The sequence below is a fragment of the Rhodopseudomonas sp. P1 genome, from assembly GCF_039642825.1.
Lineage (GTDB): Bacteria > Pseudomonadota > Alphaproteobacteria > Rhizobiales > Xanthobacteraceae > Rhodopseudomonas > Rhodopseudomonas palustris_H.
On record NZ_CP088006.1, the window covers coordinates 3,931,528 to 3,946,211 of the forward strand.

Annotated in this window: 8 protein-coding genes; 2 read left to right on the top strand and 6 right to left on the bottom strand. The window is 66.3% G+C overall.

The genetic code is table 11. The annotated features are described in order from the left end of the window. Positions 1-61: 61 nt before the first annotated feature. Positions 62-1,654: a DHA2 family efflux MFS transporter permease subunit gene (locus tag LRC39_RS18185; protein ID WP_346295180.1), complete on the bottom strand. Its 1,593-nt coding sequence runs from the start codon at positions 1,652-1,654 to the stop codon at positions 62-64. A gap of 154 nt (positions 1,655-1,808) precedes the next feature. Then, positions 1,809-3,083, bottom strand: coding sequence for an HlyD family secretion protein (locus LRC39_RS18190; RefSeq protein ID WP_346295181.1), 1,275 nt, complete (start codon positions 3,081-3,083; stop codon positions 1,809-1,811). A 182-nt stretch (positions 3,084-3,265) separates the two neighbouring features. Here LRC39_RS18190 and LRC39_RS18195 point away from each other — a divergent pair, with 182 nt between their 5' ends. Then, positions 3,266-3,916: a TetR/AcrR family transcriptional regulator gene (locus tag LRC39_RS18195; protein WP_346295182.1), complete on the top strand. Its 651-nt coding sequence runs from the start codon at positions 3,266-3,268 to the stop codon at positions 3,914-3,916. Positions 3,917-3,927: 11 nt separating this feature from the next. Here LRC39_RS18195 and LRC39_RS18200 read toward each other — a convergent pair whose 3' ends face one another. Further along, positions 3,928-5,169, bottom strand: coding sequence for an extensin family protein (locus LRC39_RS18200; RefSeq protein WP_346295183.1), 1,242 nt, complete (start codon positions 5,167-5,169; stop codon positions 3,928-3,930). Positions 5,170-5,292: 123 nt separating this feature from the next. Then, a complete protein-coding gene (locus LRC39_RS18205) occupies positions 5,293-7,248 on the bottom strand; it encodes a methyl-accepting chemotaxis protein (protein ID WP_346295184.1) in 1,956 nt (651 codons plus the stop codon). Between the two features lie 190 nt (positions 7,249-7,438). Here LRC39_RS18205 and LRC39_RS18210 point away from each other — a divergent pair, with 190 nt between their 5' ends. Next, the gene (locus LRC39_RS18210) at positions 7,439-7,678 is read left to right on the top strand and encodes a hypothetical protein (RefSeq protein ID WP_107345319.1); all 240 of its coding nucleotides are present in this window, start codon (positions 7,439-7,441) and stop codon (positions 7,676-7,678) included. A 32-nt stretch (positions 7,679-7,710) separates the two neighbouring features. Here LRC39_RS18210 and LRC39_RS18215 read toward each other — a convergent pair whose 3' ends face one another. Next, a complete protein-coding gene (locus LRC39_RS18215) occupies positions 7,711-11,259 on the bottom strand; it encodes an autotransporter-associated beta strand repeat-containing protein (RefSeq protein ID WP_346295185.1) in 3,549 nt (1,182 codons plus the stop codon). A 177-nt stretch (positions 11,260-11,436) separates the two neighbouring features. Next, on the bottom strand, positions 11,437-14,682 hold the full coding sequence (locus LRC39_RS18220; RefSeq protein ID WP_346295186.1) for an autotransporter outer membrane beta-barrel domain-containing protein: 3,246 nt from the start codon (positions 14,680-14,682) through the stop codon (positions 11,437-11,439). Between the last annotated feature and the right edge of the window lie 2 nt (positions 14,683-14,684).

Genomic DNA, 14,684 nt, shown 5'->3' on the forward strand with positions numbered 1-14,684 from the left:
ATAGGAGCGGACGTCCTGGAGGGCTATTCTTCTAACGATAGGAGTTGCGCTGAGTCCCGCCTCAATGCCCACCACCGCCAGGCCCGGCCATCGGGTTGGCCGGCTTGGCGAGCAGGAAGACCAGCGTGGTCAGGCCGAGGTAGAACACCGTCAGCAGGAAGAAGGCGTCGCCGTAGCTCATCACCACGGCCTGGCGGTGGACGATGGCGGTGAGCTGTTTCAGCGCCATCATCGAAGCGTCTCCCATGCCCTGGAAGCGCTGGGTGAAGGTGTTGAGCAGCTCGACCGCCTGGGCGTTGCCCCAGTTCACCTTGTCGTGCAGCCGCGAAATGTGCAGGTCGGTGCGGCTGTCGAGGATAGTGTTGATCAGCGCCAGCCCGAGCGCACCGCCGAGGTTACGAGTCAGGTTGAACAGGCCGGAGGCGTTCTTGACGCGGTGCGGCGGCAGCGTGCCGAGCGCGATGTTGTTGACTGGTACCATCGCCATCATCATGCCGACGCCGCGGAAGATCTGCGGCCACAGCAGCTCGTAGAAATCGAAGTCGCGCGTGATCCAGGTCATCTGCCAGGTGCCGCCGGCGAACAGGATCAGGCCGATCGCGATCAGGATCCGCATGTCGACCAGCGCCATCAGCCGGCCGACGAGTGGCGCGGTGCAGAACATCGCGATGCCGGAGACGAACATCGTCTCGCCGATCATCAACGCGCTGTAGCCGCGCACTTCGGCGAGATAGCGCGGGTAGATGTAGGTCAGGCCGTACAGCCCGATGCCGACGCAGAACTGGAACATGCAGCCGATCGCGAAATTGCGGTCGGTGAAGGCGCGGATGTCGACGATCGGCTCGCGCGCGGTCAGCACCCGCCAGAAGAACGCCACCGCCGAGACCGCGCAGACGATCGCGAAGATGAAGATCGACTCGTCGTTGAACCAGTCGTTGCGCGGCCCCTCTTCCAGCACATATTCGAGCGAGCCGAGAAAGCCGGCCATGAAGCCGAGGCCCCACCAGTCGAAATGATCGAGCAGCTCGTAATGCGGCTCGTCGAAATCGACCAGCGCCAGAACGCCGATGGTGATGCCGATGCCGGGCACGATGTTGATGAAGAACAGCCAGTGCCACGACATCAGGTCGGTGATGTAACCGCCGACCGTCGGGCCGATGGTCGGCGCCAACGTGGCGACGAGACCAATGATCGGACCGACCATGTTGAACTTGGAGCGCGGAAACACCGTATAGGCCGAGGCGAACACGGTCGGAATCATGCCGGCGCCGAGGAAGCCCTGGATCGCGCGCCACACGATCATCTCGGCGATCGACGAGGTGAAGCCGCACATCAGGCTGGCGAAGGTGAAGCCGGCGGCCGAGATCGCGAACAGATTCCGGGTGCCGAGCGCGCGGGACAGGAAGCCGGACAGCGGGATCGCGATCACTTCGGCGATCAGATACGCGGTCTGCACCCACGAGACTTCGGATGAAGACGCCGACAGACCGGCCTGGATTTCGGACAGCGATGCCGAGACGATCTGGATGTCCAGGATCGACATGAACATCCCGAACACCATGATCAGAAATGCGATCAGGCGCGTTGCCGGGACGTGTTCGGAGGGCTCGGCGGGCGCCGCGGCTGGTGCGTCAGCGGTGGTCGATGCCGACATGCTCATGTCCTCACGGTCGTCCGACCGGGAATGTGGTCAATTCAATCCGGCGATGTCTCGTCATTGCGAGCGAAGCGAAGCAATCCAGGGCCCGGTGCACTGAGCTGGATTGCTTCGTCGCTTCGCTCCTCGCAATGACGACGAGAGCTCGTGCTTACTTCCCCGTCCGGGTATCGACGTCGACATACACCGACATGCCGGCGCGCAGCAGGCCTTCACGCGCCACCTCGGCGGGGACGCGGATCCGCACCGGAACGCGCTGCACGATCTTGGTGAAGTTGCCGGTGGCGTTGTCGGGCGGCAGTAGGGTGAACACCTGCCCGGCCGCCGGCGCCAGGCTGTCGACGGTGCCTTCGATCTTGCGGCTGGAGAACGCATCGACCGAGATGCCGACCTTCTGGCCGGGCTTCAGCCGGCGCAGCTGGGTTTCCTTGAAGTTGGCATCGATATAGACGCCGTCGAGCGGCACGATGTTGGCCAGCCGCTGGCCGGCGTTGATGTAGTCGCCGACATTCACCAGGCGGTTGGAGAACACGCCGGTCACCGGCGCGCGCACATTGGTGAAAGCGAGATCGCGCTCGGCCTTCGCCAGCGCGCTCTGCAGCTCGGTGAGCTGAGCGCGGGCTTCGGTCTGCTGCGCCTTGGTGACTTCGACATTGTCGCGGGCCGCGTCGTAGGCCGCCTTGGCGGCCAGCACCGAAGCGGCGCTCTGGTCGCGGCTCGCCTGCGAGGTTTCGAACACCGCACGCGAGGCGAAGCCCTTCGTGCTCAGCGCCTGCTGGCGATCGAAATCGAGATCAGCGCGCTTGGCGGCGGCTTCGGCGGAGGCGAGCTGCGCCTGGGCCTGCTCCACTGCGCTCTGCTGCGCGGCGACCTGACGGCCGATCCGGGCGATGGTGGCTTCCTGGGTGGCGATCTTGGCGCGCGCGGAGTCCACCGCGATCTTGTAGTCGCCGTCGTCGATCCGAAACACGACGTCGCCGGCCTTCACCTCGGAATTGTCGCGGGGCAGGATCGCGGCGATGTGGCCGGACACGCGGGCGCCGAGCGTGGTGTTGTTGGCGCGGACATAGGCGTCGTCGGTGCCGACCATGAAACGGCCGACCAGCATGTACTGCGTGCCGAAGTAACCGAGCGCGGCAAGCGCCGCGATGCCGACGCCGATCAGCACGAACTTCTTCTTGCTCGGCGGCTTGGCTGCGGCGCCCGGACGCGCGGCCGGCGCCACCGGCTCCGACTCCGCTTCAGGCTCTGGCGGATCGGCGAGCTTCAGCGTCGAGGGATCTTCCAGCAGCGAGCGCAGCGCCTCGGCCTGCGACGGCGCGCCGTGCGGCGTGGCCGGATGCGGCGGCGTGCCGGCGGCCGCTACCGCCTCTCCGTTCTCCGGCTCGGAGCGCAGCACGCGGGCAGCTTGGTCGCGTCCGGACATCGGGTTCTCCTGAACTCAGCTCGCACGACAAAAGGGCCTGCCGGACTGGTACCCCTAGCAGGTCATCCAGATCTACCATTGACCGAACGGTTCGGTCAACTTACCTTCACGGCATCAGGGTAGCAGGTGTGCGTTTCTACCTTAGTTCCACCCTTCGTGATTTTGCAGGACAGGCTGAACCAATGGTTGCAATCCCATCGGCGGCGGCGATTCACAGCGACGAGGACAGCGCCAAGCGGCGCCAGATCCTCGACGGCGCCCGCGCGGTGTTCCTGGAGTTCGGCTTCGATGGCGCCAGCATGGGCGAGATCGCCCGCGCCGCAGGCGTATCGAAGGGCACGCTGTACGTCTATTTCGCCGACAAGAACTCGCTGTTCTGCGAGATCGTCGAACAGGAGAGCCTGGCGCAGGGCATGCTGTCGTTCGAGTTCGCGGCCGACAGAGATATCGAGGCGACGCTGCGCGCGTTCGGCAACGCCTATATCGCGCTGATCTGCAATCCCCGCGGCGCATCGGCGATCCGCACCGTGATGGCCATCGCCGAGCGGATGCCTGAGATCGGCCGGCGTTACTACGAGCGGGTGATCGCCAACACCATCGGCCGGTTCGGGCGCTATCTGCAGGCCCAGGTCGCAGCCGGCGTGCTCCAGATCGACAACTGCGAACTCGCCGCCGCGCAGTTCATGCAGGCCTGTCAGGCGACGCTGTTTCTGCCGTTCATCTTTCAGACCTCGGAGCCGCCCTCGCCGGCGCGGATTGCGGGCGTGGTCGACAGCGCCACCGCGATGTTCCTCGCCGCCTATCGGGCGCCGAAAGCCGGCGGCTCGAACTAACCGTCGTTTGACTAATCGTCCTCGGCTTCGTCGCGATCGACCTTGTGACGCGACGCATTGCGGCCGATCGAGCCGGTGACGCCGTTCCAACCCGGGCCCGGCGACGCGCTGCCTGCGTAAGGATTACGCTGCTGCAGCCGCTGCGCGATCACTTCGCCGGACACCGCGGCCGGCTTGCAGATCGTGCGCTGGCTACGCCGGCGCATCAGATCGACGTGAATGTGATCGTAGTGATACACGTTCGAGCCCGGCGCCAGCACCGTGGTGAACATCTGGCACGCCGAATTCTGCACGTCGTGCAGGAACGCCTGCTCCTCCGGCAATCCGCGCCAGCCGCCCTTCACGGTGATGCGGCGACCGTCGGCCAGCACGAAGGCGGCGATATCGAGCGCGTTGCCGAATGCGTGCTCGGAGATGTGGGCATTCGGATTGCCGTTCATGCCGCGGCACGAATACGCCGAGATCTGCTTGATCTCGACCACGCGCACGCCGAACCAGCGCATCGCCGAGGGCTGCACCGACTCCGCCAGCCAGCGATCCAGCGCCGACACGATCGGGCACGCCAGCGTCGCGGTCGGCTTGATCGCGACCGGCCCGACCGATCCGGTGATGCCGCCCTGCTGACCCGGTCCGAGCCGCGGCAACGGCCGCTCCGCTTCGCCGGGATAGCCGCCCTGCGGCGCCGCGCCGCGCGGATAGCCGGTGACGTTCTCGGCCGGCGGACGCTCGGCCGACGGCTCGCCTTCCGGCGGCAGTTCGATATCGTCCTGAGTGGGCACCACGCCCGGCGCGTTCAGCGACACCGGCGCTTTGCCGTAGCCGCCTTGCGGCGCGCCGTAGCCGGCCTGCGGCTGCGCGCCGTAGTTCGGGGCGCGCGCCGGCGGCTCGGCATAGCCACGTTGAGGTGTCGCGTAGTTCGGCTGTGGCTGGCCGCCCGGCCAGCGCGGCTGGCTTTGATTGGCACCGCCGATCGCACCCGGCGGGCGCAAGTCGTCGGCGAAACCAATCGCGCCGGTTTCACCGAGCGCTGCGACCTTCAGCGGAAACTCAGCGCCACACACACCAGGGCCTGAGATCGGATCGATCCGGACCAGATCCGGTCCTTCGCGGACCACGCCGGATTTCAAGCACGCGATCTCGGCCTCGGCCCGCCACGGTTCGCGCTCAGCGGTCTGAAACAGACCGCGACCGCAACCCGCAAGAGAGACGAGGACGAAGGAGCCGACGAGATACAAACGAACTCCGCGCGTCATCCGCGCACAGTCCACCAATCTGATTAAAGAGAATTGAACGGTATTGGGCGACGTTTTCTTAACCATAAGAGACGCGCGGAACGCCGTGTCCCGCAGCGCCTCACTGTCGCCGTTGTCGCCTGATCAGGCGGCGCGGACTTCGCGCAGGAAGGTGTCGACCTGGGTCTTCAGCGCCTCGCCGCTGCGCGACAATTCCGACGCGGACTCGACCACTTGCCCCGCCGCAACACCGGTCTCGCGCGCGGCTTCATTGACGCCCGAAATGTTGCTGGAGACTTCCGTGGTAGAGCGCGCGGACTCGGCAACGTTGTGGGCGATCTCGCGCGTCGCCGCGCTCTGTTCGCGCACCGCGCTGGCGATCGCGGTGGCGATCTCGTTGATCTGCGCCACCGTGCCGGTGATGCCTTCGATCGCCTGCACCGACGACTGCGTCGCCTGCTGGATCGAGTTGATCTGCGTGGTGATCTCCTCGGTCGCCTTCGAGGTCTGCTCGGCCAGCGCCTTCACCTCGGCGGCGACCACCGCGAAACCACGGCCGGCATCGCCGGCACGCGCCGCTTCGATGGTGGCGTTGAGCGCCAGCAGGTTGGTCTGCGAAGCGATGTCGCTGATCAGCGTCACCACCTCGCCGATCTTCTGCGCGGCCTCAGCGAGACTGCGCACCTCTTCATTGGTGCGGCCGGCCTGAGTGGCCGCCTCGCCGGCGACCCGTGCCGATTGATCGACCCGGTTGCCGATTTCGGTGATCGAGGCATCGAGCTCTTCCACGGCAGCGGCGACCGCCTGCGCATTCGAGGTCGCCTGCTGCGAGGCTGCGGTCGCGGCCACCAGCCGGCGCTCAGATTCCCGCGCGGTGCCGACCATCGAGTCCGCAGTGCCGCGCAGTTCGGTCGCGGCCGAACCGACCAGTTCGACCACGCTGCCGACGCCGGTTTCGAACCGCGCCGCCAGCTCGTGCATCGCCTTGCGGCGCTCGGTTTCGTGAGTGATCCGCTGCTCGTCCTGCGCGGCGCGTAGCCGGCCGGTTTCGATCAGCCCCTCTTTGAACACTTCGACCGCCTTGGCCATCGAGCCGATCTCGTCGCTCCGCCCCCGGCCCGGCACCTCGACATCGTGACGGCCGCTGCTGATCTCGCGCATCGCGCCGCCAAGCGCCTGGATCGGCTTGGCCATGCTGCGGCCGAGCCACACGGCGATCGCAGCGGCGACCAGCACGGCGGCGATCGCAGCGAACGCCAGCCACTGCATCGATTGCCGCTCCAGCGCCGCATAGGCGCTGGCGTCCCGCACGATCATCAGCACCGCGACCGGCTCGCCGGAGAACCGCTTGAGCGGGCCGAAGGTGGTGGCGATCGCTTTGCCGTCCAACTCGCCCTCTTCGATCACCAGCTCGCCGCCGAACGCACGGCGCAGCGTCGCAGGATCGGTAACAGGATTGGCAAGGCTCGATGCGATCACGTTGGTCTTGTCGCCGCTCAGCTGCAGGATCGCGACGTCGACGCCGAACCGCGCCTTCATCCGCTCGACAAACGCCTTGCCGAACGGCGCGCCGATATCGACGGTGCCGATCACCTTGCCGTCCTCGACCATCGGCGTGGTGCCGAACACGGTGAGGTTATCCAGACCGGGCTCGATGCCGCCGACCGCCTTGCCGGTGGTCATCGCCTGCACCACCATGGCGCGCCGCGTCGACACGTCGTCGCCGAAGGTCTTGGGATTATGGATCCGCATCAGCGTCGTCGCCGGCGGCACCTGGATCGTGTACAGCGACAGCCCGCGCAGCGTGGTCAGGTCGCGGCCTTCCTTCAGCAGCTTCATCAGCCCGTCGCGGTCGCTCGCCTTGGTGAGCTCGCGTAGCGGCGGCAGCGCTGCCAGCACGTCGCTCAGCGCCAGCGTGGTTCGGGTCTCGGCCTCGGTCGCCGCGGTGATGTTTGCGAAATCGGCGCGCAGCTCGCGCTCAAGGGCAACGTCGATCGTCGCTTTCTGGCGCCACACGCTGAAGCCGGCAAGCACGACACAGGAGCCGATCGCCACCAGCGTGATGGCCACGATCATCCGGGCCGATATCGATTTGAGCATTCCGCGGTCCCTTTTCTAGGTGCGCGCGGTCAGACCGCCGCAGTCCACACCTACCCGCAAGGGAACAAGAAGCGGTTAATGCCTACCTACCTCGTAGGATTACCAGTTCGGACCGGCCCGGTAAGGTTGACTGGTTAGGTTAAAACCGCAATCGCGTTGACCCCGCGCGCGCGCTTGGTCAACTAACCGCATGATCAAGGACGACGACTACGAACTCGACGATTCAGGCAACCGCGTGCTGATCGGGCTGACGGCGGAAGAGACCGCCGAGTATTTCCGCCTCGAGGAAATCATCAGCAAGAGCATGCCGCTGCCCCAGGTCACGCGCGACGAGTGGTACCGGCCGGAAGACCGCCGCTGGCTCGAGCTGTACGAGAAACACGAATCCGCCCGGCGGCCGTTCCTCAAGAGCAGCAAGACCATGCATTGAGACGCACGGACGCTGGCCGCGCGACGGAGCGATCACCACGCGTAGCGCAGCAGTCCCTTGCCGGCGTAGCTGCGGGTGACGTCGGAAAACTCGCCCTCGAAACTGGCGGCGACTGAGAAGCCGTTCAGCCAGCTCACTTCCGCCGACACCGTGGTCAGCGCCGCATCGCGCGCCGGCCGCGCGCCGTTCACCACGAAGCTGGCGCCCGGCAGCGCCTGGAACGTGGCGGCAATCGACCGATCGACATCGAAGTCGTGCGCCCAGGCGGCACGGCCGCGCAGCGTCAGCAGCGCGCTATCGAGGGCGAACGACTTGTCGGTCCGCACGCCGAACTCGCTGCGCGTCGCGGTGACGGTCTTGGCCGCATAGCCGAGCGCGAATACACCGGTCCCGCCTGCCGCCTGCTCGGCATAGGCCGGCAGATCGAAGGTCGTCACTTGCGCGGCAACGTACGGTGACAGACCGAGCCCCCCGATCACCGGGGCGATCCAGCGATGTCCGGCTTCGACCCGCGCCGAGTAAGCGTTGGCGTTGAAATTGGCGCGGAGCTGATTGAGGCCGCCGATCGCGACGGTCCGCTCGATGGTGATGTCCTGCCAGCCATAGGCCGCCGCGGCAGTCAGGTAGCTTGCGCCGAAGCTGTGGCGGATGAAGCCGCCGACCTGGATCAGGTCCGAGGTGCCCGAGCCGAGGCCGCCGGCGAGGCCGAACTGCGTCGCCCCGCCGGCCATCGCGAAGCCCGCGACGGTCTGCGGCGACAGCCAGTAATCGGCGCCGGCCGCGATACCGGCAAGCCGGCTGGTTGCGGTGGCGGAACCGAGCGACGCATTGCCATCGGTGGTCTGCGCGCCGCCGAAGCCGGCGCCCCACGCATTCCAATGCGGAACGAACCGCGCGGCAGCGCTCTTGGTGATCATCGCGTAAGCGTCGGACGCCGAGCCGCGGGGCGTGCGATCCGCGAATCCCAACGGCCCCGACTCAGCATCCCGCGCACCACGACCGTTGCTCGATGGATCGGTCAGCACGCCCAGGAACTGGGTCATGGCACTGAAGGTCGACTGCTGCGCGCCGGTCGCCGTCTCGCCGGAGGCGATGCTCAGTCCGGCCGGCGTCAGCGCGCCGAATACGATCGGGATGCTGCCGGTGCGCGCGAAATAACCGCTCAGAGCGTTGGCGACCTCCGTCTGGTTGCGGTTCAGTCCGCTGTTGATGACGGGCGGCGGACCTGGTGGCGTCGGCGGATTGGGTGGCGTCGGCGTATAGTCGAGCACGAGATTGAGGTACGCATTGTTGGCATCGTAGCCGAGGCTCGACTTGAAGCCCGACGGCAAGTTGGTGTTGACGAGCGTGCCGAAGGTGCCGACCACGCCGCCAGTCGCATTGACGATGGCGTACTGCCGCTCGACATAGCCGCCGCTGGCGAACGACGCATTCACCGTGGCGCCGCCGAGCGTGGCGGTGCCCGAGACGTTGACGCGGTCGGCGCTGGTCGGCGACACCTCGACCATATAGCTCGACGCCGCCGTGAACGTCAGATTGCCGCTGACGTTGAGCGTGCCGATCGAATTGCCGGGCGCCAGCGCGCCGCCGTTGATCAGGGTGGTGCCGACCGTGCCGTTGCCGCCGAGCGCCGCGCCGGCATTCACCGTCGTCAGCGACGAGGCTGCGATCGAACCATTGACGCTGAGCGTGCCGGCTTCGACCGTGGTGCGGCCGTTGAAGGTGCTGACACCCGTCAGCGACAGATTGCCGGCGCCCCGCTTGATGAGCTGCCCGCCTCCCGAGATCACGCCTCCATAGCTCGACGCATCGCTGCGGTTGAACACGACGGTCTGCAAGTTGTAGTTCTCGATATTGCCGACGAGCGAACCCGACGTCCCGCCATTGCCGATCTGCAACGTCGAATACAGATTGACGGTCGAGCCCGTGTAGGTGTTGTTGCCGGTCAGCGTCAGCCCGCCGGTCGTCGTATTGGCAACCTGGCCGGTTCCGGAGATCGCGCCGGCAAACGTCGTCGCGCTGCTACGGTAGAACGTCAACTGACCGTCGTTGACCACGTTGCCGACGATCGAGCCCGTGCTGCCGCCACCGCCGATCTGCAGCGTGCTGGATGCTGTAATGATCGTGCCACCCGTATAGGTGTTCGCGCCGGTCATCGCGACGCTGCTGCCACCCTGAATGGTGACACTGCCCGTGCCGGAAACGACTCCGGCGATTAATGGCGATGTTGCATCGAACGCGAGCGCGCCATTGTTGACGACGTCACCGGCGATCGTGCCGCCGGTGATCAGCAACGTGCCGCCGGAGATCGTCGTCCCGCCGCTGTAGGTGTTGATCCCCGTCAGGTTCAAGGTGCCGGCGCCTTGTTTGATCAGTGCCCCCGACCCGGAGATCACGCCGGCGAACGTCGTCGCGTCGGAGCGATTGAACACCAGCGTGGCATTGTTGGTCACGTTGCCGACGATCGAGCCGGTCGTGCCGCCATTGCCGACCTGCAAGGTGCCGGCCGAAATCGTGGTGCCGCCGGTGTAAGTGTTGTCCGCCGTCAGCGTCAGCGTGCCGGCCCCCTGCTTCACCAGATTGCCGCTGCCGGAAATCACGTCGCCAAAGCTGATCGCGTCAGACCTGTTGAAGGCGAGCGTCCCATTGTTCGACACAGCCCCGACGATCGAACCGGCCGTGCCACCGTCGCCGATCTGCAGCGTGCCGGACGTAATGCTGGTACCACCGGTGTAGGTGTTGGTGCCGGTCAAGGTCAGCGTGCCCAGCCCCTCCTGCCTCAGCCCGCCCGTGCCGGAAACGACGCCGCCGAAACTTGTCGAGTCGGAGCGACTGAAGGCGAGCGTCGCGTTGTTGACGACGTCGCCGACAATCGAACCGGTGTTTCCGCCGTTGCCGATCCGCAGCGTGCCGCCTGAAATCGTCGTGCCACCCGTGTAGGTGTTGTCACCGCCCAGAGTCCAAGTCCCAACGCCGCTCTTCACGAGCGCGATCTTCGCGGAACCATCTTCGATCGTGCCGTCGTAGGTCTGCGAAAACCCTTCCGCTCCCACCGTGAAGGTTTGGACCGTGGCGCTGCCGGCCGTTTCGCCGATGACCCGGCCAGTGCCGACAAGTCCGCCCATTTCGACATGGCCGGTGGTGGTCCTCAGTACGATCCGTCCGTTGTTGAAAACCGTCACCGTCGGCCCGTTCGAGCCCTGGCTGAAATACAGATCGCCGCCGCTCTGCACCGTGTAGGTCGCATTGCCGGCGCTGCCGGTCCCGACGAAATCGATCTGCGCGCCGGAGCCGATGGTGAAATTCTGCTGCTGGCCTGAATTGTTGACGACGCCGCCGTTACCGATGTTGAGCTGACCGCCGCTGCCGAGCTGGATGGTGCGCGTCGGCGCACCGGCGTCGAACGTGAAGCCGGCGGGACTGCGAGTCGCGAACAGCGTCACCGTGGTCGGCGCGCCGTTATTGGTGAACACCGCCGTCGCGCCGCCGTCCGGAACGGCGGACGGCCCGCTCCAGTTCGCGGCCGTGTCGTAATCCGAATTGGTGCTGCCGACCCAGACCTGCTGGGCAGCTGCAGGCATCGTGACCGCAACAAGGGCCGTCGACCCGAGCAGCGCCGACAACAGCAAATTCCGCCCCGCGCACGATCTGTGCATCGGCGCGAGCACGTACCGTGAGCCGCGCCGGCCGGGGCCCGAGGTCAGCGTGTCGACGGTCCTCTGCTCAGTCAGCACGTACCCCCTCCTCTCAAGTCCCGATCACCACGCGTAGCGCAGCAGTCCCTTGCCGGCGTAGCTGCGGGTGACGTCGGAGAACTCGCCCTCGAAGCTGGCCGCGACCGAGAAGCCGTTCAGCCAGCTCACTTCCGCCGACACCGTGGTCAGCGCCGCATCGCGGGCCGGTCGCGCGCCGTTCACCACGAAGCTGGCGCCCGGCAGCGCCTGGAAGGTGGCAGCAATCGACCGATCGACATCGAAGTCGTGTGCCCATGCGGCACGGCCGCGCAGCGTCAGCAGCGCGCCATCCAGCGCGAACGACTTGTCGGTCCGCAGGCCGAGCTCGCTGCGCGTCGCGGTCACGGTCTTGGCCGCATAGCCGAGCGCGAACACACCGGTTCCGCCCGCCGCCTGCTCGGCATAGGCCGGCAGGTCGAAGGCCGTCACTTGCGCGGCAGCGTACGGTGACAGACCAACACCGCCGATCACCGGGGCGCTCCAGCGATGCCCGGCCTCGACACGTGCAGAGTAAGCGTTGGCGTTGAAGTTGGCGCGCAGCTGATTGAGGCTGCCGATCGCGACGGTCCGCTCGGTGGTGATGTCCTGCCAGCCATAGGCCGCCGCGGCGGTGATATAGCTTGCACCGAAACTGTGACGGACGAAGCCGCCGACCTGGATCAGATCCGACGTGCCCGAGCCGAGGCCGCCGGCGAGGCCGAACTGCGTCGCCCCGCCGGCCATCGCGAAGCCCGCGACGGTCTGCGGCGACAGCCAATAGTCGGCACCGGCCGCGATGCCGGCGAGCCGGCTGGTTGCGGTGGCGGAGCCGAGCGACGCATTGCCATCGGTGGTCTGCGAGCCGCCGAAGCCGGCGCCCCATGTCACCCAGCGCGGTTCGAACGACGTCCTGGCAACCACCGCGTTCATCATCGCCTGCGCGTCGCGCACCGAACCGGAGCTCGCTTCGGCATAAGGCAACGCAGTCATTGTACCCTGCGTACTGCGACCGTTGCTCGACGGATCGGTCAGCACGCCCATAAACTGCGTCATGGCACTGAACGTCGACTGCTGTGCACCGGTCGCGGTCTCACCCGACACGGCGCTCAGCCCGGCCGGCGTCAGCGCGCCGAACACGATCGGAATGCTGCCGGTGCGCGCGAAGTAAGTGCTCAGCGCGTTTGCGACCTGAGTTTGGTTGCGGTTCAGTCCGCTGTTGATGACCGGCGACGGACCGGGCGTGTAGTCCAGCACTAGGTTCAGATAGGCATTGTTGGCATCGTAGCCGAGGCTCGATCTGAAGCCGGACGGCAGATTGGTATTCACCAGCGTGCCGAAGGTGCCGATCACGCCGCCAGTCGCATTGACGAGAGTATATTGCCGCTCGACATAGCCGCCGCTGGCGAACGACGCGGTCACAGTGGCGCCGCCGAGCGTGGCGGTGCCGCTGACGTTGACGCGGTCGGCGCTGCTCGGCGACACCTCGACCATGTAGCTCGACGCCGCGGTGAACGTCAGATTGCCGCTGACATTCAGCGTGCCGATCGAATTGCCGGGCGCCAACGCGCCGCCGTTGATCAGCGTGCTGCCGACCGTACCGTTGCCGCCGAGCGCTGCGCCGGCATTGACCGTCGTCAGCGACGAGGACGCGATCGAGCCGTTGACGCTGAGCGTGCCGGCCTCGACCGTGGTGGCGCCGGTGTAGCTGCTGATGCCGCTCAGCGACAGATTGCCGGCGCCGCGCTTGATCAGATTGCCGCCGCCTGAGATCGCACCGCCGAAGCTGGTCGTGTCGGAACGATTGAAGGCGAGCGTGGCGTTGTTGCTGATGTTGCCGACGATCGAGCCCGACGTGCCGCCGTCGCCGATCTGCAATGTGCCTCTGGAGACGGTGGTGCCCCCGGTGTAAGTATTGGTTCCGGTCATCGTGAAGACGCCACTGCCGGCGCTGCCGCCGAAGCTGATCAGATTGCCGGTGCCGGAAATAGCGCCACTGAACGTATGGGCGTCGGAACGCGCAAATTCCAGCGTCCCGTTGTTGACGACGTCGCCGACGATCGACCCGGTGGTGCCGCCGTTGCCGACCTGCAAGTAACCGCCGCTGATCGTCGTGCCGCCCGTATAGGTGTTGTCCCCACCCAGGATCATCGCATTGTTGCCGAACTTGGTGACGCTGCCGGTGCCGGAGATCACGCCATTGAAGCCGATCGAGTCGAAGCGATTGAACTGCAGCACGCCGTTATTGACGACGTCGCCCACGATCGAACCGCTGGTGGCGCCGTTGCCGACCCGCAGTGTGCCGGCCGAGATCGTCGTGCCGCCGGTGTAGGTGTTGTTACCGAGCAGCGCCAGAATGCCGCCGCCGAGCTTGACCAATTGGCCGGTGCCGGAGATCACGCCGCCGAGGCTGGTGCCGTTGCTGCGATTGACCGCCAGCGTCGCATTGTTGGTGATGTCGCCGGTGATCGAGCCGCTGATGCCGCCGTTGCCGAGCTGCAGCGTTCCGCTCGAGATCGTGGTGCCGCCGGTGTAGAAACTGTCTCCGGTCAGGGTCAGCGTTCCGGTGCCGGTCTTGCCGAGAGCGAATTGAGCGCCGTTGTCGACGAACGTGCCCGAGAATTCCGTCGAGGTGTTTAGACCACCGATGGTCAGAGCCTGGACTGGAACCCCGCCCACCGCCGTCGCCTGAACGGTTCCACTGCCCGATAACGATCCGATCGAGATCGCCCCCGAGGTGGTCCGCAGCACGAGAGTCCCGCCGCTACTGACGACTTCCGCCGTCCCTCCCGCCGATGTCTGGCTGAAGATCAGTGTCCCTCCGATATTCGTGATCTTGGCGTCTGCCGCAGTGCTGCTCCCCCGAAAATCGATCTGGCTGCTCGAATCGATCAGAAACTGCTGGAGGTTGCCGGAATTGTTGACGATGCCGGCGCCGTTCAGATTGAGCTGACCGCCCGACACGATTCCGATGAGGAAGCCCGGCGCCCCGGCCTCGAACGTGAAATCGTTCGGGTTTCGTGTGGTCGACAGCACCAGCGATGTCGACGCGCCGTTGTTGCGGAACACCGCGCTGTCTCCGGTGTCCGGAACGACTGCGGGGCCACTCCAATTCGACGGCGTGTTGTAAATCTGATCGGCGCCGATCCAGACCTGCTGGGCCAACGCGGGCACTGGAACCGCCACTAGCGCAGTCGAAGCAAACAGCGACGACAGCACCATCCATCTTCGGGCGCCACGCGCCCGACCTGTGACGCTCGACCTCAGCCCCTCACCAATGCCCCGAACCTGCACGC